The organism is Mesorhizobium sp. M1E.F.Ca.ET.045.02.1.1, from assembly GCF_003952485.1.
Classification (GTDB): Bacteria; Pseudomonadota; Alphaproteobacteria; order Rhizobiales; family Rhizobiaceae; genus Mesorhizobium.
This window is the reverse complement of sequence record NZ_CP034447.1, coordinates 3460188-3480588: the sequence shown is the minus strand read 5'-3', so window position 1 is coordinate 3480588 and position 20401 is coordinate 3460188. Positions and strand designations below refer to the sequence as shown.

The window sequence follows — 20401 nt, the reverse complement described above, 5'->3', positions numbered from 1 at the left end:
TCCTTTTCAGAGGATCATTCGGCGGCGAGCACGGTCGAGCGGGCGACTGTCCATGGATTCTCCGGTCGCCTGAGGCCGAGATTCTCGCGCAGCGTCCTGCCTTCGTATGCGGTGCGGAAAAGGCCGCGCCGCTGCAATTCGGGGATGACCAGGTCGACGAAATCGTCGAGCGCGCCGGGCAGCCAGGGCGGCAGGATGTTGAAGCCGTCGGCGGCTTCGCTGGTGAACCATTCCTCCAGTTGATCGGCGACCTGCGTGGCGCTGCCGACCACCGTGTAATGACCACGTGCCGTCGCCACCCACTGATAAAGCTGGCGGATCGTGAAATTGTGCTCATCGGCGATCTGGCGGATCAGCGCCTGCCGGCTCTTCATGCCTTCGGTTTCCCGGCTAGGCGGCAACGGGCCATCGAGCGGATAGTCCCTGAGGTCGAGCGTCTGGCCGGCAAGTGCGTTGAGCAGCGCCACGCCGTCCTCGGGCAGGATCAGGTCGTTCAGTTGCTGGTATTTGGCGCGGGCTTCCTCTTCGCTGCGCCCGACGAAAGGCGCCACGCCCGGCATGATCAGCACTTGTGCCGGATCGCGGCCGGCCGCCGCCACGCGCGCCTTGATGTCGCGATAGAATTCCTGCGCCGACGCCAGGCTCTGATGCGCGGTGAAGATCACCTCGGCCGAGGCCGCCGCGAGTCCGCGCCCATCCTCGGACTGGCCCGCCTGCACCACCACCGGATGGCCCTGCACCGGACGCGGTACGTTGAGCGGCCCCTTGACGCTGAAATGTTCGCCCTTGTGGTTGATGTCGTGCAGCCTGTCCTTGTCGTAGAAGCGGCCGGTCTTCTTGTCGCGGATGAAAGCGTCGTCTTCCCAACTGTCCCACAGCGCCTTCACCGTCTCGACATGCTCATGCGCCCGTTCGTAGCGCTCGGCGTGGTTGGGCTGGACGTCGCGGTTGAAGTTACGCGCCGTGTCGTCGCCCGCCGACGTCACGACGTTCCAGCCGGCGCGACCGTTCGACAGAAGATCGAGCGAAGCGAATTTGCGGGCGAGCGTGTAAGGCTCCTCATAGGTGGTCGAAGCGGTGGCGATGAAGCCGAGATGGGTGGTCAGCGGCGCCAGCGCCGCAAACAGTGTCACCGGCTCGAAACCGGCAATCTTGGCATTGCCGCCCTCGCGGGCGCCGAGGCCGACCGTCAGATTGTCGGCAAGGAAATAGGCATCGAACAGGCCGCGCTCGGCGGTCAGCGCGAGCTTTCTGTGGAACTCGAAATTGGTCGCGCCATCGGCCGGCGAGTCCGGATGGCGCCAGGCCGCGACGTGTTGGCCGCCGCCGGGCAGGAAGGCGCCGAGCTTGATCTGTCTGGACTCGCTGGGGCTGGTCATGGCTGATCCTTCGGTTCGAACGATTGCTTCGAAGTCAGGCGGCGAGGCCGACGCTGCGGGTGGCGCCGACAACGTTGACGACCTCGACGACGGCCTGCCGGGCGCGGGCATGGATCGCTTCCGATACGAGCATGCCGTCGGCAAAATCCTTGTCGGAGGCATAGATTGCTGTCGGCATGGTCAGCGCTTCGAAGAAGCCGAACAGCGGCCGCAGCTGGTGCTCGACGATCAGCGAGTGACGCTCGCCACCGCCGGTCGCGGCGAGAATGACTGGTTTGCCGCGCAGCGAAGAAGGATCAAGCAGATCGAACAAATGCTTGAAAAGCCCAGTGTAACTGCCTTTGAAGGTCGGCGATCCCGCCACCAGAACATCGGCATTGACCAGCTGTTCGACAATACCGCGGGCGGTCGGGTCGAGATCGCCGAGGCGCCGGGCCCGAGGAAAGGATGAACCGAGGTCCTCAATGTCGAAGACCGCCTGCGTCGCAGCGATCCGGCCACCGACCTCGCCAGCAATATGGCTGATGAATGCCTTGGTTTTCGACGGGCGGGTCAGGTTGCCGGATATCCCCACCACCAGCTTCTTCGTCATTTTCAGGCTCTCCTCGCGGCACTTCTTCATTAAGACTACCGATTTTATAGAATTAAATGAGCGAGAAGATTTCAAAACGGGCTTGGCAGAGGGATTGAGTTTGCGTTCTTTCGCCGTTGATTGGTTCAGCGGATGCGGGCTCAGGCTTCAATCCTGACCGGCGGCAGTTGCGGCGCCTCCAGTCCCTGGAAGGGGTCGCGCCAGGCGTCGATCGCCTCCAGCCGGCCATACCAGCGGCGAATAGATGGGTAGTCGTCAAGCGGCAATCTGGCGACATCGTTGAAAGCGAGGAACGTCGCCATGCGAAAGTCGGCATAGGAAACCGATTTGCCCACCAGCCACTCCCGCGGGGAAAGCTCGGCTTCAAGGATAGCTGCGGCCATGTGGAACTGCCTCAGCCCCTCCTCGACCAGTGCCTTGTCGATTGGCCCCAGCCCCCAACGCTGCTTGCTGCCGCGCTCGAAATGCACCATGTCGCAGGCTCTGACGAAGTTCTCCTTGCCCCAGCTCAGCCAGCGGATCATCTCGGGCTCGTTGTCGCCGGTGTGCCAGAAATCGGAATGCATGTCGCGCGAGAGCCAGCAGGCGATGGCGTCGGCCTCCCAGAGGCTCCATCCCGGGCCGACCAATATGGGCAAGGTCAAATTGGGGTTCAGCGCGCGATATCGTTCGGCCTGCCCCCGCGCCGTCGGCGAGGCGAATTCGAATGCGATCTCCGCCTTGAGGTAGCGCGCCGCCGCGACTGCGAGGCGAGGATTGGGATTGCGGCTGAACAGAAGTTTCATGTCGATCTCCAAAGGTCCTTGCCTGCCAAGGACGATTGAAACCCGCCCGATGCTACATTACGGGCGCAGACAAGACTCGGCGCAACCCGCCAGATCTGATTTTGCGTCAGGCGGAAGCGTTGACTATGTTCTGCCGACCAGGCCGGCTCCGGCCAAGGCTTGCCGTTCAACGGCTTGCGCCGCTCCCCGCCTTCCGATATAGAGCCGCCACCCGCGTAGACACCCTTGGAGGCAACGCGGAGGAAGGCTGGCCAGGCCTGCATGATCCCCGGAAGCGTTTGGATAGCCAAAAGCGTTTGGATCGACCATGCGAGGCCGCGACGGCTTTCGACGTTTACGGATGGGATTGCCCGCCGCGAACGCTCCATAAAACGCGAAAGGAAATGCCATGAGCCACGATACTTACGAGCTCAAGGCCGAAGCGCGCGAACAGGTCGGTAAGGGGTCCGCCCGTACGGTTCGACGCAACGGTAAAGTGCCTGCAGTTATTTACGGCGACAAGCAGCCCCCCCTGGCGATTGCGCTCAACTACAAGGACATCTTCTACAAGATCCACGGTGGCGGGTTCCTGACCACGATCGCCACGATCGATGTCGACGGCAAGAAGATCCAAGTCCTGCCGAAGGACTTCCAGCTCGATCCGGTCAAGGACTTCCCGGTCCATGTCGACTTCCTGCGCATCGGCAAGGACACCGAGGTCAATGTCGACGTGCCCGTCCACTTCATCAACGAAGAGAAGTCGCCCGGCATCAAGCGTGGCGGCGTGCTCAACATCGTTCGCCACGAAGTCGAGTTCCACTGCCCGGCCAATGCGATCCCGGATTTCATCACCGTCGATCTCACCGGCGCCGAAATCGGCGATTCGATCCACATTTCGGCGGTGGCCCTGCCGGCCGGTGTGAAGCCAGTGATCTCCGATCGCGATTTCACCATCGCGACCATCGCCGGCTCCGCGGCGATGAAGCCGGAGACGGAAGAGACCACCGAGGCGGAGGCGCCGGAAGCGGCGGCCCCTGCCGCCGAAGAGAAGTAATCTCTTCCGCGTCCGGAGGCGACGATGCTTGTCTTTGCAGGCCTCGGCAATCCGGGCGCAAAATATCAGAACAACCGGCACAATGTCGGCTTCATGGCGGCGGACGCGATTGCCCGCCGCCATTCCTTTTCGCCCTGGTCGAAGAAGTTCCAGGGGCTGATCTCCGAAGGCACGCTCGGCGGCGAGAAGATCCTTTTGATCAAGCCGCAGACCTTCATGAACCTGTCCGGCCAGTCGGTCGGCGAAGCGCTGCGCTTCTACAAGCTCGAAGCCGCCGCCCTCACCGTCTTCTACGACGAGATCGACCTTGCCGCCGGCAAGGTCAGGGTCAAGGTGGGTGGCGGTTCCGGCGGCCATAACGGCATCCGTTCGCTCGACCGGCATGTCGGCAATGCCTATCGCCGCGTGCGCATCGGTGTCGGCCATCCCGGCGTCAAGGAGATGGTGCACGGCCATGTGCTCGGCGACTTCGCCAAGGCCGACCGTGAATGGCTCGACGTGTTGCTCGACGCGATCGCCGATGACGCAGGGCTGTTGGCCAAGGGCGACGACAATTCCTTCATGAACCGCATCACGCTGACGCTGCGCGACAAGCTCGTGCCGACCGGCGATGACGATCGGCCGCCACCCAAGGCGCCGAAACAGCAGAGCCACATCCGCCAGGCGCGCCCGCAGCAGCCGGCGGCAAAAGTCCCCGAAAGCGGCCCGATGGCCGCGATGCTGAAAAAGCTGTTCGGCAAGGATTGAACGCCGAAACGATTGCCCGCAGGGCTTGACGATCGTCGGCGCTTTCGCCCATAGCCCTCACCAAATTTCGAATTCCCGATAGGACCGGAAAAAATGGGTTTCAAATGTGGCATCGTTGGCTTGCCCAACGTCGGCAAGTCGACGCTGTTCAATGCGTTGACAAGGACGGCCGCCGCGCAGGCCGCCAACTATCCTTTCTGCACCATCGAGCCGAACACCGGCGAGGTGGCGGTGCCCGATCCGCGCCTGCAGAAGATTGCGACAATCGGCAAGTCGAAGGAGATCATCCCGACCCGCATCTCCTTTGTCGACATCGCCGGCCTGGTGCGCGGCGCCTCCAAGGGCGAAGGCCTGGGCAACCAGTTCCTCGCCAACATCCGCGAGGTCGACGCCATCGTTCACGTGCTGCGCTGCTTCGAGGATGACGACATCACGCATGTCGAAGGCCGCATCGATCCGGTCGCCGACGCCGAGACCGTCGAGACCGAACTGATGCTCGCCGATCTCGAAAGCCTGGAGCGCCGCATCGTCCAGTTCCGCAAGCGCGCCGCCGGCAAGGACAAGGAGGCAATGGCCGTGCTGCCGATGATGGAGGCGGCGCTCGAGCTGCTGCAGGCCGGCAAGCCGACACGCTTCCTGCTCAACGGCATCGCGCCGGAGGACCTGCGCATTCTTCAGGGGCTGAACCTGTTGACGTCGCATCCCGTTCTCTATGTCTGCAACGTCGCCGAGGCCGACGCTGCCACCGGCAACGAGCACACAAAAGCGGTTGAGAAAATGGCCGCCGCGCAGGGCGCCGGCACGGTGGTGATCTCGGCGGCGATCGAGGCGGAAGTCGCTCAGCTTTCCGACGAGGAGGAAATGGAATTCCTTGCCTCGATCGGCCTCGATGAGCCGGGCCTCAACAAGGTGATCCGCGCCGGCTACGAGCTCTTGCAGCTCATCACCTATTTCACCGTCGGGCCGAAAGAGACGCGCGCCTGGACGATCCACAAAGGCGATAAGGCGCCGCAGGCGGCCGGCGTCATCCACACCGATTTCGAACGCGGCTTCATCCGCGCCCAGACGATTTCCTACAACGATTTTATCACGCTGGGCGGCGAAGTGGCCGCCAAGGAAGCCGGCAAGGCGCGCGACGAAGGCAAGGAATATGTCGTCCAGGACGGCGACATCATGCTGTTCAAGTTCAACACGTAAGTCGTCGCGGCGGCTCGATTCCGCCAGTGGGCCTGCCCTCCGGCGGGGCGCCCCGCCGTCTGTCTTGACCTGGCAAGGTCGCGGGTCTAATCCGCTGGTGCCCACGGGCTGCCACAGCCCATGCGATCCTGACGGCGCTCGAACGAAATCTCTTTGGTCCAGCAAGGGAGACCCGGCGATGATCAAGGCCTTCGTCGTGGACAATGATCGCCTGCGCGTCACCGATGACCTCGTGCGAGACGGCGACAGGGTCGTCTGGGCCGACCTGTTCAACCCGAGCAAGGACGAAGAGGCCGTCATCGAGGGCTGGCTGGGCATCGCCATTCCGACGCGCGAGGAGATGGAGGAGATCGAGATTTCGAGCCGCCTCTACGTCGAGGATGGCGGCTACTTCATGACCGCCGTGCTGCCGGCCCAGACCGAGGGCGACGACCCCTTGATGTCGCCGGTGACCTTCGCGCTTGCTGGCAACAAGCTGATCACCATCCGCTACCACGAGCCCAAGGCCTTCAAGACCTTCCCGTTGCGCGCCGAGAAAGTCGCGACCGGCTGCACCACCGGTGACACCATCCTGATCGGTCTGCTGGAAGCGATCGTCGATCGGCTGGCCGACATCCTCGAGCGCGCCGGCCGCGATGTGGAAGCGATCTCGCGCGACATCTTCGAGGCGCGCTCGACCAAGGCCTCGAAGCGCAACCGCGATTTCCAGGAGCTCCTGAAAGGCATCGGCCGCAAGGAGGATCTCGCTTCCTCCATCCGCGACAGCCTGATCTCGCTGCAGCGCCTTGCCGGCTTCCTCACCCATGTCGCGGCCCAGACCAAGATGAGCAAGGATGTGCGGGCCCGCGTCAAGACACTGTCGCGCGACGTGCTATCGCTTGCCGACCACGCCACCTTCCTGTCGCAGAAGATCTCCTTCCTGCTCGACGCCACGCTCGGCATGATCTCGATCGAACAGAACGCCATCATCAAGATTTTCTCAGTCGCCGCCGTCATCTTCCTGCCGCCGACGCTGGTCGCCTCGATCTACGGCATGAACTTCGACCTGATTCCCGAGCTGAAATGGGAGTACGGCTACCCATTCGCCATTGCCTTGATGGTGATCTCGGCGATCCTGCCCTTCTGGTATTTCCGCCGGCGCGGCTGGCTCTGATTGCGTTATCGGCCGGCCGGCAATCGGCTGGCTTACCAGAAAGGACTTGACCAAATTGCCTTGGGCCTGCATCCGGGTTGCCCGACCTTAGGGATCACGCGTTCTTCAACCGGATTGCCGACATGACCGCAAAGACATGGGCCTTTGAGGATTTCGTCGAGGGCGCCTCGCTCAACCTCGGCAGCAAGGATGTGAGCGCTGCCGAGATCATCGAGTTCGCCAGCGAATTCGATGCCCAGCCGATGCATCTCGACGAGGACGCCGGCAAGGCAAGCATCCTGGGCGGCCTTTCGGCCTCGGGATGGCACACCTGCGCGATGTTCATGCGCATGCTGTGCGACGCCTTCCTGCTCGATTCGACCTCGCAGGGCTCGCCGGGCATTGACCTTGTGAAATGGAAGAAGCCGGTTCTGGCCGGCGACCGGCTGACCGGCAAGGTCACCGTGCTTTCCAAGCGCCCGTCCAAATCCCGGCCTCAGCTCGGCCTCGTCAGCATGCGCAGCGAGTTGTTCAACCAGCGCGGCGAATGCGTCTTCGAGCTCGAGAACACCGGCATGTTCCTCGCGCGTGATGCCGCACGGGGCCAATCATGATTTTGGACGAGTACTTCTTGATCGGCGAAACCGTCACGCTTGGCTCGCACAAATTCGAAGCGGACGAGATCAAGGCCTTCGCCCGCAAATACGATCCGCAGGTCTTCCATGTCGACGAAGAGGCGGCGAGGAAGAGCGTGCTTGGCGGGCTCTGCGCCTCCGGCTGGCACACCGCCTCCACCTGGATGAAATACAACCTCGAAAAGCGCATGGAGACCGAGGGTGTGCGCTGGACCGGCCCCGGTCCGCAGCCCGAATTCGGCCCCTCGCCAGGCTTCCGCAACCTGAAATGGCTGAAGCCGGTCTACGCCGGCGAGACGGTGACTTTCACCCGCACCGCGCTTGCCCACCGCCCCCTTGCCGGCCGCCCCGGCTGGAGCCTGCTCACGCTGCGTTCGGAAGGGTTCGATTCGACCGGCGACAAGGTCATCGAGTTCGACAGCGCCGTGCTGGTGAAGGTGGAGTAGTGAATGGTGAATGGTGAATGGTGAATGGCGATGGAGAGTAGTGAGTAGTGAGTAGTGAGTAGTGAGTAGTCACTATTCATTATTCACTACTCACTAATGTCCCTCGAACCCGATCAGCGTCCTCACCGGCACGCCGAGCGCCTCCAGCTTCCGGCGCCCGCCGAGATCCGGCAGGTCGATGACGAAGCATGCGGCGACGATATCGGCGCCGATCTGCCTGAGCAGCCTCACCGCCGCTTCAGCCGTGCCGCCGGTGGCGATCAGGTCGTCGACCAGGATCACCTTCTCGCCCTCTAAAACGCCGTCCTTGTGCATCTCCATCTCGTCCAGCCCGTATTCGAGGCTGTAGGCGACGCGCACCGTTTCGTAAGGCAGCTTGCCCTTCTTGCGGATCGGCACGAAGCCGGCCGAAAGCTGGTGCGCGACGGCGCCGCCCAGGATGAAGCCGCGCGCCTCGATGCCGGCGATCTTGTCGATCTTCAGCCCGGCATAGGGATGCACCAGCTCGTCGATGGAGCGGCGGAAGGCGCGAGCGTCACCCAGCAGCGTGGTGATGTCGCGGAACAGGATGCCGGGTTTGGGATAATCCGGAATGGTGCGGATGGCCGCGAGCAGCGTGTCTTCGAGGGAGGATTTCATGGGCGGTTGATCCGTTGCCGTACAGTTTTGCCGGCAAGCAGCCGAAAAGAAAAGGGCGCCCGTTCGGCGCCCTCGCATTTTTCTGAAATGCCAGACGGGTCAGTGCGCCACGTCGGCCCACACCTTGCGCTTGGTCATGTAGACCAAGGCGCCGAACAGCACCAGGAACACCAGCACGCGGAAGCCGGTCTTCTTGCGGTCCTCGAGATGCGGCTCCGCCGCCCACATCAGGAAGGCTGCGATGTCGCGCGAATACTGGTCGACCGTCTGCGGCGAGCCGTCGTCATAGGTCACCTGGCCGTCCGAGAGCGGCTTCGGCATCTTCAGTGACACGCCGGACAGGAAGTACGGATTGTAGTGCGTGCCTTCCGGGATCACCATGCCGGCCGGCGGCGTCTGGTCGTAGCCGGTCAACAGCGAGTGGATGTAATCCGGGCCGCCCTGGGCGTACTGGGTGAAGATGTCGAAGACGAAGCGCGGGAAGCCGCGCTCGACGCCGCGCGCCTTAGCAAGCAGCGACATGTCCGGCGGAGCGGCGCCGCCATTGGCTGCAGCGGCGGCCTGCTCGTTCGGGAATGGCGCCGGGAAGTGATCCGACGGCTTGCCCGGGCGGTCGAACATGTCGCCGGCATCGTTCGGGCCGTCATGGATGGTGTATTCGGCGGCGAGCGTCTTGATCTGGCCTTCAGAATAGCCAAGCCCTTCCAAGGTGCGGAACGCCACCAGGTTCATCGAGTGGCAGGCCGAGCAGACTTCCTTGTAGACCTTGAGGCCGCGCTGCAGCTGGCCCTTGTCATAGGTGCCAAACGGGCCGGCGAAGCTCCAGCTCATTTCCTTCGGCTCGTTGATCGGGAAATGCGTCGGCGCTGCCTCTTGATGCCCTTCCTGGGCAGCGGCGACCATTGTGCCCGCGGCCACCAGGCCAAGCAGCGCCAGCGAGGTGAGAATCTTCTTCATGCCAAATCCCCTCAGATTCTCAGCCTTTGGTTTCCGGCGCGCTCACCGCGCCTGCCGGATGCCCGCCGGCCCCCTTGTTCTTCTTTTCCAGCACCGCTTCGGTGATCGAGTTCGGCAGCCTGCGCGGCGTCTCGATCAGGCCGAGCACCGGCAAGACGACCAGGAAGAAGGCGAAGTAGAACAGCGTCGCCATCTGCGCCATGAACACGTAGCTGCCTTCCGCCGGCTGCGAGCCCAGCCATCCCAGCAGGACGGCGTCGGCCACGAACAGCCAGAAGAACAGCTTGTACCAGGGCCGGTAGACCGCCGAGCGCACCTTGGAGGTGTCGAGCCACGGCACCAGGAACAGCATGGCGATGGCGCCGAACATGCACAGCACGCCGCCGAGCTTGGAGTTGATCGGCCCGATATTGAAGGTGATGGCGCGCAGGATCGCGTAGAACGGCAGGAAATACCATTCCGGAACGATGTGGGCCGGCGTCTTCAGCGGGTTGGCGACCGTGTAGTTGTCCGGGTGGCCGAGATAGTTCGGCAGATAGAAGACGAAATAGGCGAAGAAGAACAGGAACACGATCATGCCGAACGCGTCCTTGATGGTGGCGTAGGGCGTGAAAGCGACCGTATCGGTCTTCGACTTGACTTCGATGCCGGTCGGGTTCGACTGGCCGACGACGTGCAGCGCCCAGATGTGCAGCACGACGACGCCGGCGATCATGAACGGCAGAAGGTAGTGGAGTGAAAAGAAGCGGTTCAGCGTCGGATTGTCGACGGCGAAGCCGCCGAGCAGCAGTTCCTGGATCCAGTTGCCGACCAGCGGAATGGCGCTGAAGAAGCCGGTGATGACGGTGGCGCCCCAGAAGCTCATCTGGCCCCAAGGCAGCACGTAGCCCATGAAGCCGGTAGCCATCATCAGCAGGTAGATGATGCAGCCGAGAATCCAGAGCAGCTCGCGCGGCGCCTTGTAGGAACCGTAGAAGAGACCGCGGAAGATGTGGATGTAGACGGCGACGAAGAAGAACGAGGCGCCGTTGGAATGGAGGTAGCGCAAGAGCCATCCCGAATTCACGTCGCGCATGATCTTCTCGACCGAATCGAAGGCGAGATTTGTGTCGGACGTGTAATGCATGGCCAGCACGATGCCGGTCAGGATCTGCGCCACCAGCATGATCGACAGGATGCCGCCGAACGTCCACATGTAGTTGAGGTTGCGCGGCACCGGATAGGCGATGAAGCTGTCATAGACCAGCCTGGGCAGCGGCATGCGCGCATCGACCCAGCGTCCGATGCCGGTCTTCGGCGTGTAGGTGGAGTGTCCCTCGCTCATCGAAATATCCCCCTGCCTCAGCCGATAAGAATCTTGGTATCGGAAATGAATTTGAATACCGGGATCGCCATGTTCTCGGGCGCCGGGCCTTTGCGGATGCGGCCGGCTGTGTCGTACTGCGAGCCGTGGCACGGGCAGAACCAGCCGCCGAAATCGCCTTCCTGGCCGAGCGGGATACAGCCGAGATGGGTGCAGACCTGCACCATCACCATCCAGGCTTCCTTGCCGGGGGTGGTGCGGTTGGCGTCGGTCGCCGGCGCGTCGGAGGGCAGGTTGGCGTTGCGCGCGATCGGATCCTTGAGGTCGTTGAGGCTGACAGCCTCGCCGTCCTTCATCTCCTTCTCGGTGCGGTTGCGCACCACGACCGGCTTGCCGCGCCACTTGACGATCAGCGAACTGCCGGGCTGGAGCGAAGAGACATCGACCTCGACCGAAGCCAGCGCCAGCGTCGAGGCATCCGGCTGCATCTGGTCGATGAACGGCCATGCGACGGCGCCTGCGCCGACCACGCCGGCCATGCCGGTGGCGATATAGAGAAAATCGCGACGGTTGGGATCGTGGATGTCGGTTGCGCTCACGGGTGCCTGATCCTTTCGCCTCTTTCCGTGCCGGCGGCCGAGCCTTGTCCCCGCTCAATCGCGCCGGCCCGACAGCGCATGGCGAACAGGCTAGCGAATTCCTCCGGCATTTGGAGGTTCGGTTTATGCGTGAAGCCCGTTTTTGTCCAGACGGGTGAAGGCACAAGGGCAGATTGTCGCGGGGATGTGCCGCAGCCTGGGTTGCCGCTCCGCCTGCGCAGCGTCAGACACCGTGAAACAGAGGGAAATCTTGGGCGAAATCGGGGCCTTGTCAACCTCGACAGGAACCGCTGGCCCGGTCTAATCTCCGGCCATGGCGCATGTCATCGACCGCGACAAATGGGCGAAAGCCCCGGACCGCTGGCAAGGCGAGCTGCAATGCGGCGCCTTCGGCTCCAGAAGCTGCCTGATCTTCAACTATATGCCGGGAATCGGCGGCGGCCCGCGCCTGCACAAGCATCCCTATGCGGAGATCTTCATCATCCGGCAAGGGAAGGCCCTCTTTACCGTCGGCGACCAGCGGATCGAGGCGTCCGCCGGCCAGATCCTGATCGTGCCACCCGACACGCCGCACAAATTCAGCAATCTCGGCCCCGGCCCGCTCGAGACCACCGACATCCACGAGAATGGCAGCTTCATTACCGAATGGCTTGAATAGGTTTCCTAAAGCGCGTCGCGCTGAAACGGATTCAGGCGACGCGCTTTAAGTCCTTGTCTTGATGCATGTCGTTGCCCCAGAACCGTGTACACTTCTGGGCGACATGCATTAGCTGGCGCCGAGCCTGACCAGCACCGCCCTCGGGATGTTGTATTCGCGGATCACGGCGTCGTGCCGGCGAAAGCCGCAGAGTTCGCGTTGGATGAAATAGCCGTGGACGGCGTCCGCCGCCTCCTTGAGCAGCCGGTTGCGATGCTCGCCATCGCCGTTCTCACGCAGCTTCGCCAGCGTCTCCTCGACGCGCTGGCCGGCGCGGCCAAGGGCCGCCGCCTTCTCGGCGAGGATCTCGTGACCGAGCAGGTCGAGCGCGCTTTCCTGCACGCCTGAGCGTCCGAAATTCGAAGGCATCCGTACCGACATGACCGTTTTCTACTCCGCCGGCCGCGTCTCTTCCAGCACGCTTTCCTCATTGAACAGGAAGCCGCCGGACTGCCGTTTCCACAGCCGCGCATAGAGCCCGTCGAGCGCCACCAGCTCGTCATGCGTACCCTGTTCGACGATTTGCCCGCCATCGAGCACCACCAGCCGGTCGAGCGCGGCGATGGTGGACAGCCGGTGCGCGATGGCGATCACGGTCTTGTCCTCCATCAGCCGTGCCAGATTCTCCTGGATCGCCGCCTCGATGTCGGAATCGAGCGCCGAGGTCGCCTCGTCGAGGATAAGGATAGGCGCATCCTTGAGGAAAAGGCGGGCGATCGCGACGCGCTGCCGCTGGCCGCCGGACAGCTTCACGCCGCGCTCGCCGACATAGGCCTCGTAGCCGACGCGCCCGCGATTGTCGCGCAGGCCCATGATGAAGTCATGCGCCTCGGCTTTCCGCGCCGCGGCGATCACTTGGCTGTCGGTCGCGCCCGGCATGCCGAGCTTGATGTTGTCGCGCAGCGAGCGATGAAAGAGCGCGGTGTCCTGGCTGACCACGCCGATATTGGCGCGCAGAGAATTCTGCGTCACCTCGGCGATATCCTGGCCGTCGATCAGGATCTTGCCGCCCTCGAGATCGTAGAGGCGCAGGATGAGATTGGCCAGCGTCGTCTTGCCGGCGCCCGACGGGCCGACCAGTCCGACCTTCTCGCCCGGCCGCACGACGAGGTCGATGCCGTCCAGCACCCCTGCCCCTTTGCCGTAGTGGAAGGTGACGTTCTTGAGGTCGATGCGGCCGCCGCCAACCACCAGCTCCTTCGCGCCCGGCGCATCGGTCAGGCCGAGCGGCTGCGTGATCAGCGCCTTGGAATTCTCGAGCACGCCGAGATTCCTCAGGATACTGTTGAGCTGCATCATCAGCCGACCCAGCAGCATGTTGAGTCTCAGCACCAGGGAAAGCGTGAAGGCGACGGCGCCGACCGTGATCGAACCTTCCACCCACAAGTAGATGGCGAAGGCGGCAATCGCAGTGATCATGGTGCCGGAAAGTGTCGTCAGCGCCATGCGCACGCCGGTCAGCCTGCGCGTGAACGGCCGCAGCGCATCGAGATAGATATCGAAGCCGCTGCGGATGTAGCGGTCGTCGCCGTCGGCGGCGAAGAGCTTCAGCGTCTGCACGTTCGAATAGGAATCGACGATGCGGCCGTTGATCATCGAGCCGGCCTCGGCGGTCGCCTCGGCATGTTTGCGGACCGCCGGCAGATGGAGCCTGGCCACACAGCCGAAGGCGACGATCCACACCACCACCAGCGCCGCCAGCCTGAGATCGAGGCCGGCAACCAGCGCCAGCGTCGTCACCGTGTAGACGACCATGAACCAGACGACCTCGATGAAGCTTTCCATCAGATCGCCGGTTGCCTGCCCCGCCTGCCAGACTTTCGTGGCGATGCGGCCGGCGAAATCGTTCTGGAAGAAGGCATAGGACTGTCGCGAAACATGCCGGTGCGCCTGCCAGCGCACCAGATTATAGAAGCCCGGCGTGATCGTCTGTTCGTCGACCAACGCGGCCAGTCCGACGACCGCCGTGCGAATGATAAGCACGACCGCGCCCATGAACAGAAGCTCGGGGCCGGCGGCGGCCCACAACGCATGCCAGCTGCGCTCGCCGGGAAGCTGATCGAGGATATCGACCAGCCGTCCGACGAAATAGAACAGCCCGGCTTCGACCAGCGGCGCGATGCCGCCAATGATCAGCATGGCGAAGAAAGCGAGCTTCGCCTGCCCGACATAGTGCCAGAGGAAGCCGCCGACGCTGGCGGGTGGCCGAAGATTCGCCGGCTCGCGGAACGGGTAGACCCAGTGCTCGAACCAGCGATAAACGGCTTTCATCATTCCGCGGCTTCACCCTTGGCATCAAAGTCGTGGGCAATCGCATCGTTGGCGGCCTCGGCCGGCACGTCGTCGAGCAGGAAGCCGCCCGACTGGCGCTGCCAGAGCTGGGCATAGAGCCCGCCTTTGGCGACGAGTTCCTCATGCGAGCCTTCCTCGATGACGCGGCCCTTGTCCAAGACGACGAGCCTGTCCATCGCTGCAATGGTCGACAGCCTGTGCGCGATGGCGATGACGGTCTTGCCCTGCATCAGCTTGTAGAGGTTCTCCTGGATCGCCGCCTCGGCTTCCGAATCGAGCGCCGAGGTCGCCTCGTCGAGGATGAGGATCGGCGCGTCTTTCAGCATGACGCGGGCAATGGCGATGCGCTGCCGCTGGCCGCCGGACAATTTGACGCCCCGATCGCCGACATGGGCATCGAACCCCTTGCGGCCGCCGTGGTCGGAAAGCGCACCGATGAAATCCAGCGCTTCGGCCCGGCCCGCCGCCTCCAGCAGCATCTCGTCGGTCGCGTCGGGGCGGCCATAGAGGATGTTCTCGCGTACGGATCGGTGCAGCAGCGAGGTGTCCTGGGTCACCATGCCGATCTGCGCGCGCAGCGAATCCTGCTTCACCGCCGCGATCTCCTGGCCGTCGATCAGGATCCGGCCGGCCTCGAGGTCGTAGAAGCGCAGCAGAAGATTGACCAGGGTCGACTTGCCGGCGCCGGACCGGCCGACGATGCCGACCTTCTCGCCGGGCCTCACGGTGAGCGACAGGTTCTCGATGACACCCTTCTGCTTGCCGTAGTGGAAGCGGATGTCCTCGAAGCGGATTTCGCCGCGGGTGACGGCAATATCCCTCGCATCCGGCCTGTCCTCGACCAGGCGCGGCAACGAAATCGAAGCGATGCCGTCCTGCACGGTGCCGATATTTTCGAACAGCGCCGACATCTCCCACATGATCCACTGCGACATGCCCCACATTCTGAGCACCAGGCCGATGACCACCGCTACCGCGCCGATCGTGACCGCTTGATCCAACCACAGCCACAGCGAGATGGCGGTGACCGAGAACAAGAGCAATGCATTCAGAATGTAGAGCGAGCCAAAAAGCACGGTCACCAGCCGCATCGACCGGTAGACCGTGTCGAGGAAGCCTGCCATGCCCTCCTTGGCGAAGGCCGCCTCGCGGCGTGCATGCGAAAACAGCTTGACCGTCTGGATGTTGGTGTAGCTGTCGACGACGCGGCCGGTCATGCTCGAACGCGCGTTGGCCTGTTCCTCGCCGACCTTGCCCAGGCGTGGGATGAAGAAGCGCAAAAGCCCGATATAGCCGACCAGCCAGACGGCGAGCGGCGCGGCAAGGCGCAAGTCTGCCGAGCCGACGATGAACAGCATGCCGAGGAAATAGACGATGACGTAGTTGAGGACGTCGAGCACCTTGATGACGCATTCGCGCACGGCGAGCGCCGTCTGCATCAGCTTGGTGGCGATACGGCCGGCGAATTCGTCCTGATAGAAGCTGATCGACTGCTTGAGCAGGTAACGATGCACCTGCCAGCGGATGCGCATCGGATAATTGCCCATTAGCGTCTGCTGATTGAGCAGCGAATGCAGCCAGACCGTTCCCGGCAGCGCGAACAGCACGATGAAGGCCATGCCGGCGAGCTTCCAGCTCTCGGTCTCGAGGAAGGTTTCGCGGTTCTGCCCCGACAGCCAGTCGACGATGCGGCCAAGGAAGCCGAACATCCACACTTCCGCGATGGCAATCGCCGCCACCAGCACCGCATCGCCAAGGATGTAGGGCCAGGCGCCGCGCGTGTAATGCAGGCAGAATGCTATCAGCGTCTTCGGCGGCTCGACCGGCTCCGCGGCGGGAAATGGATCGAGCCTGTTTTCAAACCAGCGGAACATTCCGGGGCACTCGACTGTCTATGCGCTCAGGCAGCGCGGGATTGATGGACAAGCTTTCTCGGCCGCGCTGCGCCGCGGGCCGGCGATACGGAATCAACTGCATCGCCGGCCCTGCTTCGCGCAATATAGGGTGTCGCGGGCTTTTCGCCGACAGGCTCGCCAGAGGATGCTGACGGCTCCGAACCTCCTGACGAAAGGCTGTCGCCAGCCCGTGCTTTTTCGCCCGGTCGGAACAGCCTCGCGACACGGCGCACCAGCGAAGGCCGGCTGTGGTCGGGCACGGCGCGCGAGAAGTCGACATCCGGCAGCATGCCGCGATGCGGACGCCGGCGCTCCTGCGCATGTACCGCCGACGAATAGGTCTCGCCGATCAGCAACGCCCAGGTCGCCATCTTGCGCTCGTGCAGGCTTCTCGAGCCGGGTATTCTGAATGGATCGAACATCGGTCCGTCCTCCATGTGCAAATGCGTTAAAAAGGGTGATGCGAGTTCGACCTCCGGCATTCGGCCGGAGGGTCGAATTGCATCGGTCAGGACATGACGACGAGCGTCAGTCCCGACATGACGACGAGCGTCGGTCCCGACACGTTCAGGTGGGGCGTGGCGCCCCTTTGGCAGTTTGAAAAACATCGCAAGATTCCTTCGAAAGCCGAAAACTGGGTTCGGCGGGAATCGGTGCGATAGGTCTTAAAGTGTCAGAAGAATCGTCGTACCGAAACCGCCGTTGGGCGTACTGGAGCCCCGGAGAGGAGCTGCCCGGAAAGGAACTGGTTGTGCATGGTCATCATGTGGTCCCCCTCCTTCGGTTCGGGTTGACGATGAGCGGCATATACTCGACTTCGCAGAAAATGGCCACCCGCCAGTCCAGAAATCGCCGAAAGCTGGAGACGCCTGTGGCCGATCTGCCACTTATTAGAAGGATGCGGAAATGAACGGCCGTCTCCGCATCGCGCTCTACCAGCCTGATATCGCCGGCAACACCGGGACAATCCTGCGCTTCGCCGCCTGCCTCGATCTCGGTGTCGACATCATCGAGCCGGCCGGCTTTCCGCTCTCCGACCGGGCCCTGAAACGGGCCGGCATGGATTACCTCGAAATGGCGGCGCTTTCCCGCCATGCCGACTGGCGCGCCTTCGAGGAGTGGCGCCGAACGAGCGCGCGCCGTTTGGTGTTGGTCACCACCAAGGGGACGACCGCGTACACCGACTTCGCTTTCGCCAATGGTGACATCCTTCTGTTCGGCCGCGAATCCGCCGGCGTGCCGGAAGAGGTTCACCAGGCGGCGGATGCGCGATTGACCATCCCGATGCGGCCGGGCGCGCGCAGCATCAACGTCGCCTTGTCCGTCGCGATGGTCGCGGGCGAAGCGCTCCGCCAGCTCGGATAGGATCCCTACCCTCTCCCTTGTGGGGAGGGTGGCAAGCGAAGCTTGCCGGGTGGGGGTCGAAGGCCACAAAGTACCCCCACCCCGTTCCGCGGCGTCGCTGCGCGATGCCGCTCCACGACCCTCCCCGCAAGGGGGAGGGTAATCAGCGATTCTCACCCAGGCGCACATCGCCTTCTCCTGCATTTGCCTCGTCAGGATTTCCTCGCTACAAGCTCAACCTAACTTGAGGTCAAGCGGAAACTGCGAAATGGTTGCGGTGAAGGAATTGACGGTCGGTCAGGTGGCGATGCGCAGCGGCGTTGCGGTATCGGCGCTCCATTTCTACGAGGCGCGCGGTCTGATCCGCAGCCATCGCACGGCGGGCAACCAGCGCCGCTATGGCCGCGATGTGCTGCGGCGGGTGGCGATCATCCGCGTCGCCCAGGAGGTCGGCATCTCGCTGGCTGAGATCGCAGCGGCATTCCACTCGCTGCCCGAGGGACGCACGCCGACGCGCGAAGACTGGAATCTGCTTTCAACGGCTTGGCGCGATGGGCTCGATCACAAGATCAGCCAGTTGAAGAAGCTGCGCGACGGGCTGAGCGACTGCATCGGCTGCGGCTGCATGTCGATCGACAAGTGTCCGCTCCGGAACAAGGACGATAGGCTGGCCAGGGAAGGAACGGGAGCGAGGCGTTTGCTGGCGCCTTGACCGGTCTAGTCGGCCGCCGGCAGCCGCCGCATGGTGAATTCGATGACGTCGCCCGGCCGTTCGAACCAGCTTTCGATCTCGGTCCAGTAGGCCTGCTTGGGGAAGCGCTCGAACCATTCCTTCGCCTTGAGGCGCGCGGCCGGGCGCGGCAGCACGAAGGTCTCGCGCAGGAATCCGTCGCGCGGCTGCTTCTCGCGTTCGGCCCGCGAGCGTTCCAGCCTCTTTTTCAAACCATCCAGCGGCGGTCTTGCCGGGGTGCGCACGAAGGAACTCCTTTGCGCCTTGGTCAGACAGGACTTGACCCTTGCCTTTAAGAGATTAGGGATCGCGCCCTGAAAAGACGAGTCATTTGTCGGGCAAGCAAGCCCGTAACTGGAGACGGAATTGGAAAGACCTGACCTTCCCGTGGGGCTGCCGGCCGACATCGAGCAGAAGAAGATGAAGGCCCGTCTCTGGTTCGAGGCGCTGCGCGAGCGCATCTGCACCACGTTCGAGCAGATCGAGCGGGAGCTTCAGGGACCTCTATCCTCATGGTCGCCCGGCCACTTCGAGAAGACCCCCTGGGAGCGCGACGAGGGCAAAGGCGGCGGCGGCACCATGTCGATGATGCGCGGCCGGGTCTTCGAAAAAGTCGGTGTGCACACGTCGACGGTCCACGGCGAATTCTCGCCTGAATTCAGAAAGCAGATCCCCGGCGCCGAGGAGGATCCACGCTTCTGGGCAAGCGGCATTTCGTTGATCGCCCATCCCTGGAATCCCAACGTTCCGGCCGTGCATATGAACACCCGCATGGTCGTGACCACGCGCCACTGGTTCGGCGGCGGCGCCGACCTGACGCCGGTGCTTGACCGGCGCCGCACCCAGGAGGATCCTGACACGCTGGCCTTCCACCGCGCCATGCAGTTCGCCTGCGAGAAGAACGCAGCCGTGGCCGACTACCCGAAATTCAAGGCCTGGTGCGACGAGTATTTCTTCCTGCCGCACCGCAACGAGCCGCGCGGTATCGGTGGCATCTTTTTCGATTGGCTGCATTCGGGCGAGGACAAGGGCGGCTGGGACGCCGACTTCAGTTTCGTCCAGGACGTCGGCCGTTCTTTCCTCGTCGTCTATTCCCATCTGGTCCGGGGCAATTTCAACCAGAACTGGACCGACGGCGACCGCGACGAACAGCTCATCCGGCGCGGCCGCTACGTCGAATTCAATTTGCTTCACGATCGCGGCACCATCTTTGGCCTGAAGACCGGCGGCAATGTCGCCTCGATCCTTTCCAGCATGCCGCCCGAGGTAAAGTGGCCGTAAAAATCCGGTGAACGCAAGGTTGGCCGCATTGATGTCCCATACGCCGAATCTTGGCGGCCAATGTGGCAGGCGCGATTTCTTTTTCGTCTAATATCCTTTTGAAAAAATTGAGTTATTTAAGGTTGCCGGGTCGGGAAGCGCCGGCCGTTCATCTCCCCATGGGCCGCGACCCGACGCGACCGGACGGCCCTGATCGAGAGGGGTGCCTTCCTGGAGCGAGATTTCATCTCGCTCTCACGGTGCCCGCATTCCAGGAGAGCATGCCATGCGCAAGCTTATTGTGACGGCAGCAGCCGCTGCCTTTCTCGCCTCCGGTGGCGCCGCGTTCGCCGCGGTCAAACACACCACGGGCACGGTCAAGAGCTTTGATGGAACGGCCATGAGCCTTGTTCTGGACAACGGATCGACCTTCACCCTGTCCAAGGCCTTCAAGGATCCGGGCATCAAGTCGGGCGAGAAAGTTCGCGTTTCCTGGGACATGAGCGGCAAGAACAAGATTGCCGAGGCGGTCAAGATCATGAAGTGACGGCCCGCCCGATGCACATCGCCCAAAAGTGCTCAGAGGTTTTGGGGAGACGGTATGCAATCTAAAGCGGGCATCAGGCAGCAAGGAAGGCGGGGCAAGGTTGCTCCGCCTTTTGTTTCCAATGAAGATCGTGACGAGCCAACAGCCTCCCGGCTTCGATGCAACCGAAACCGGAAGTGTGTGTTATGGTAG

Annotated in this window: 23 protein-coding genes; 11 read left to right on the top strand and 12 right to left on the bottom strand. The window is 63.1% G+C overall.

The window, feature by feature from the left end:
* Nucleotides 1–14: 14 nt before the first annotated feature.
* From EJ070_RS16820 to EJ070_RS16810, 3 genes are all read right to left on the bottom strand, one after another.
* Nucleotides 15–1379, bottom strand: a complete 1365-nt coding sequence (locus EJ070_RS16820) for an LLM class flavin-dependent oxidoreductase (protein ID WP_126092372.1) — start codon at nt 1377–1379, stop codon at nt 15–17.
* 34 nt (nt 1380–1413) lie between these two features.
* On the bottom strand, nt 1414–1971 hold the full coding sequence (gene msuE, locus EJ070_RS16815) for an FMN reductase (protein ID WP_126092371.1): 558 nt from the start codon (nt 1969–1971) through the stop codon (nt 1414–1416).
* Between the two features lie 140 nt (nt 1972–2111).
* Nucleotides 2112–2756, bottom strand: a complete 645-nt coding sequence (locus EJ070_RS16810; protein ID WP_126092370.1) for a glutathione S-transferase family protein — start codon at nt 2754–2756, stop codon at nt 2112–2114.
* 388 nt (nt 2757–3144) lie between these two features.
* Between EJ070_RS16810 and EJ070_RS16805 the strand changes: the two genes are divergently transcribed.
* The 6 genes from EJ070_RS16805 to EJ070_RS16780 all read left to right on the top strand — a co-directional run bounded on the left by EJ070_RS16805 (nt 3145) and on the right by EJ070_RS16780 (nt 7946).
* Nucleotides 3145–3789, top strand: coding sequence for a 50S ribosomal protein L25/general stress protein Ctc (locus EJ070_RS16805; protein ID WP_126092369.1), 645 nt, complete (start codon nt 3145–3147; stop codon nt 3787–3789).
* A 24-nt stretch (nt 3790–3813) separates the two neighbouring features.
* Nucleotides 3814–4536 carry an aminoacyl-tRNA hydrolase gene (gene pth / locus EJ070_RS16800; protein WP_126092368.1) on the top strand — a complete coding sequence of 241 codons (723 nt, stop codon included), beginning with the start codon at nt 3814–3816 and terminating at the stop codon, nt 4534–4536.
* 93 nt (nt 4537–4629) lie between these two features.
* Nucleotides 4630–5733 carry a redox-regulated ATPase YchF gene (gene ychF, locus EJ070_RS16795; RefSeq protein ID WP_126092367.1) on the top strand — a complete coding sequence of 368 codons (1104 nt, stop codon included), beginning with the start codon at nt 4630–4632 and terminating at the stop codon, nt 5731–5733.
* A 178-nt stretch (nt 5734–5911) separates the two neighbouring features.
* Nucleotides 5912–6886 carry a magnesium/cobalt transporter CorA gene (gene corA / locus EJ070_RS16790; RefSeq protein ID WP_126092366.1) on the top strand — a complete coding sequence of 325 codons (975 nt, stop codon included), beginning with the start codon at nt 5912–5914 and terminating at the stop codon, nt 6884–6886.
* 122 nt (nt 6887–7008) lie between these two features.
* The gene (locus EJ070_RS16785) at nt 7009–7479 is read left to right on the top strand and encodes a MaoC family dehydratase (protein ID WP_126092365.1); all 471 of its coding nucleotides are present in this window, start codon (nt 7009–7011) and stop codon (nt 7477–7479) included.
* Nucleotides 7476–7946, top strand: coding sequence for a MaoC family dehydratase (locus EJ070_RS16780; RefSeq protein WP_126092364.1), 471 nt, complete (start codon nt 7476–7478; stop codon nt 7944–7946). Before EJ070_RS16785 ends, EJ070_RS16780 begins: the two co-directional genes overlap by 4 nt.
* 93 nt (nt 7947–8039) lie before the next feature.
* Here EJ070_RS16780 and EJ070_RS16775 read toward each other — a convergent pair whose 3' ends face one another.
* The 4 genes from EJ070_RS16775 to petA all read right to left on the bottom strand — a co-directional run bounded on the left by EJ070_RS16775 (nt 8040) and on the right by petA (nt 11444).
* On the bottom strand, nt 8040–8585 hold the full coding sequence (locus tag EJ070_RS16775) for an adenine phosphoribosyltransferase (RefSeq protein ID WP_126092363.1): 546 nt from the start codon (nt 8583–8585) through the stop codon (nt 8040–8042).
* A 99-nt stretch (nt 8586–8684) separates the two neighbouring features.
* Nucleotides 8685–9542, bottom strand: coding sequence for a cytochrome c1 (locus EJ070_RS16770; RefSeq protein WP_126092362.1), 858 nt, complete (start codon nt 9540–9542; stop codon nt 8685–8687).
* A gap of 19 nt (nt 9543–9561) precedes the next feature.
* Nucleotides 9562–10866, bottom strand: a complete 1305-nt coding sequence (locus EJ070_RS16765; RefSeq protein WP_126092361.1) for a cytochrome b N-terminal domain-containing protein — start codon at nt 10864–10866, stop codon at nt 9562–9564.
* A gap of 17 nt (nt 10867–10883) precedes the next feature.
* The gene (gene petA / locus EJ070_RS16760; protein ID WP_126092360.1) at nt 10884–11444 is read right to left on the bottom strand and encodes a ubiquinol-cytochrome c reductase iron-sulfur subunit; all 561 of its coding nucleotides are present in this window, start codon (nt 11442–11444) and stop codon (nt 10884–10886) included.
* A 313-nt stretch (nt 11445–11757) separates the two neighbouring features.
* On the opposite strand from petA, the gene EJ070_RS16755 reads away from it, so the two are divergent.
* Nucleotides 11758–12102, top strand: a complete 345-nt coding sequence (locus EJ070_RS16755; protein WP_126092359.1) for a cupin domain-containing protein — start codon at nt 11758–11760, stop codon at nt 12100–12102.
* A 108-nt stretch (nt 12103–12210) separates the two neighbouring features.
* On the opposite strand, the gene EJ070_RS16745 is transcribed toward EJ070_RS16755, so the two are convergent.
* The 4 genes from EJ070_RS16745 to EJ070_RS16730 are packed head-to-tail and all read right to left on the bottom strand — an operon-like array spanning nt 12211 to nt 16750.
* Entirely contained in the window at nt 12211–12522 is a 312-nt protein-coding gene (locus EJ070_RS16745; protein WP_126092358.1) for a DUF6665 family protein, read from the bottom strand.
* Between the two features lie 9 nt (nt 12523–12531).
* Entirely contained in the window at nt 12532–14415 is a 1884-nt protein-coding gene (locus tag EJ070_RS16740; RefSeq protein WP_126092357.1) for an ABC transporter ATP-binding protein, read from the bottom strand.
* A complete protein-coding gene (locus EJ070_RS16735) occupies nt 14412–16307 on the bottom strand; it encodes an ABC transporter ATP-binding protein (protein ID WP_126092356.1) in 1896 nt (631 codons plus the stop codon). Before EJ070_RS16735 ends, EJ070_RS16740 begins: the two co-directional genes overlap by 4 nt.
* A gap of 26 nt (nt 16308–16333) precedes the next feature.
* A complete protein-coding gene (locus EJ070_RS16730; RefSeq protein WP_245464903.1) occupies nt 16334–16750 on the bottom strand; it encodes a hypothetical protein in 417 nt (138 codons plus the stop codon).
* A gap of 484 nt (nt 16751–17234) precedes the next feature.
* Between EJ070_RS16730 and EJ070_RS16725 the strand changes: the two genes are divergently transcribed.
* Both EJ070_RS16725 and soxR read left to right on the top strand, forming a co-directional pair.
* A complete protein-coding gene (locus tag EJ070_RS16725; protein ID WP_126092355.1) occupies nt 17235–17693 on the top strand; it encodes a tRNA (cytidine(34)-2'-O)-methyltransferase in 459 nt (152 codons plus the stop codon).
* Between the two features lie 247 nt (nt 17694–17940).
* Nucleotides 17941–18384 (top strand): redox-sensitive transcriptional activator SoxR, encoded by a 444-nt coding sequence (soxR, locus tag EJ070_RS16720; protein ID WP_126092354.1) that lies wholly within the window; start codon nt 17941–17943, stop codon nt 18382–18384.
* A gap of 5 nt (nt 18385–18389) precedes the next feature.
* On the opposite strand, the gene EJ070_RS16715 is transcribed toward soxR, so the two are convergent.
* The gene (locus EJ070_RS16715; protein ID WP_126092353.1) at nt 18390–18647 is read right to left on the bottom strand and encodes a hypothetical protein; all 258 of its coding nucleotides are present in this window, start codon (nt 18645–18647) and stop codon (nt 18390–18392) included.
* 121 nt (nt 18648–18768) lie between these two features.
* On the opposite strand from EJ070_RS16715, the gene hemF reads away from it, so the two are divergent.
* Entirely contained in the window at nt 18769–19683 is a 915-nt protein-coding gene (gene hemF / locus EJ070_RS16710; protein ID WP_126092352.1) for an oxygen-dependent coproporphyrinogen oxidase, read from the top strand.
* A 265-nt stretch (nt 19684–19948) separates the two neighbouring features.
* Nucleotides 19949–20209 (top strand): DUF1344 domain-containing protein, encoded by a 261-nt coding sequence (locus EJ070_RS16705; RefSeq protein WP_126092351.1) that lies wholly within the window; start codon nt 19949–19951, stop codon nt 20207–20209.
* Nucleotides 20210–20401: the final 192 nt, after the last annotated feature.

Bases quoted from the DNA above. Each gene is read 5' to 3' on its own strand.
- EJ070_RS16820 (WP_126092372.1), bottom strand. From the start codon at position 1,379: ATGACCAGCCCCAGCGAGTCCAGACAGATCAAGCTCGGCGCCTTCCTG.
- soxR (WP_126092354.1), top strand. From the start codon at position 17,941: ATGGTTGCGGTGAAGGAATTGACGGTCGGTCAGGTGGCGATGCGCAGC.
- EJ070_RS16735 (WP_126092356.1), bottom strand. From the start codon at position 16,307: ATGTTCCGCTGGTTTGAAAACAGGCTCGATCCATTTCCCGCCGCGGAG.
- EJ070_RS16745 (WP_126092358.1), bottom strand. From the start codon at position 12,522: ATGTCGGTACGGATGCCTTCGAATTTCGGACGCTCAGGCGTGCAGGAA.
- pth (WP_126092368.1), top strand. From the start codon at position 3,814: ATGCTTGTCTTTGCAGGCCTCGGCAATCCGGGCGCAAAATATCAGAAC.
- EJ070_RS16730 (WP_245464903.1), bottom strand. From the start codon at position 16,750: ATGTTCGATCCATTCAGAATACCCGGCTCGAGAAGCCTGCACGAGCGC.
- EJ070_RS16780 (WP_126092364.1), top strand. From the start codon at position 7,476: ATGATTTTGGACGAGTACTTCTTGATCGGCGAAACCGTCACGCTTGGC.
- ychF (WP_126092367.1), top strand. From the start codon at position 4,630: ATGGGTTTCAAATGTGGCATCGTTGGCTTGCCCAACGTCGGCAAGTCG.
- EJ070_RS16805 (WP_126092369.1), top strand. From the start codon at position 3,145: ATGAGCCACGATACTTACGAGCTCAAGGCCGAAGCGCGCGAACAGGTC.
- EJ070_RS16810 (WP_126092370.1), bottom strand. From the start codon at position 2,756: ATGAAACTTCTGTTCAGCCGCAATCCCAATCCTCGCCTCGCAGTCGCG.
- EJ070_RS16765 (WP_126092361.1), bottom strand. From the start codon at position 10,866: ATGAGCGAGGGACACTCCACCTACACGCCGAAGACCGGCATCGGACGC.
- EJ070_RS16785 (WP_126092365.1), top strand. From the start codon at position 7,009: ATGACCGCAAAGACATGGGCCTTTGAGGATTTCGTCGAGGGCGCCTCG.
- corA (WP_126092366.1), top strand. From the start codon at position 5,912: ATGATCAAGGCCTTCGTCGTGGACAATGATCGCCTGCGCGTCACCGAT.
- EJ070_RS16755 (WP_126092359.1), top strand. From the start codon at position 11,758: ATGGCGCATGTCATCGACCGCGACAAATGGGCGAAAGCCCCGGACCGC.
- EJ070_RS16705 (WP_126092351.1), top strand. From the start codon at position 19,949: ATGCGCAAGCTTATTGTGACGGCAGCAGCCGCTGCCTTTCTCGCCTCC.
- EJ070_RS16770 (WP_126092362.1), bottom strand. From the start codon at position 9,542: ATGAAGAAGATTCTCACCTCGCTGGCGCTGCTTGGCCTGGTGGCCGCG.
- EJ070_RS16775 (WP_126092363.1), bottom strand. From the start codon at position 8,585: ATGAAATCCTCCCTCGAAGACACGCTGCTCGCGGCCATCCGCACCATT.
- EJ070_RS16740 (WP_126092357.1), bottom strand. From the start codon at position 14,415: ATGATGAAAGCCGTTTATCGCTGGTTCGAGCACTGGGTCTACCCGTTC.
- EJ070_RS16725 (WP_126092355.1), top strand. From the start codon at position 17,235: ATGAACGGCCGTCTCCGCATCGCGCTCTACCAGCCTGATATCGCCGGC.
- msuE (WP_126092371.1), bottom strand. From the start codon at position 1,971: ATGACGAAGAAGCTGGTGGTGGGGATATCCGGCAACCTGACCCGCCCG.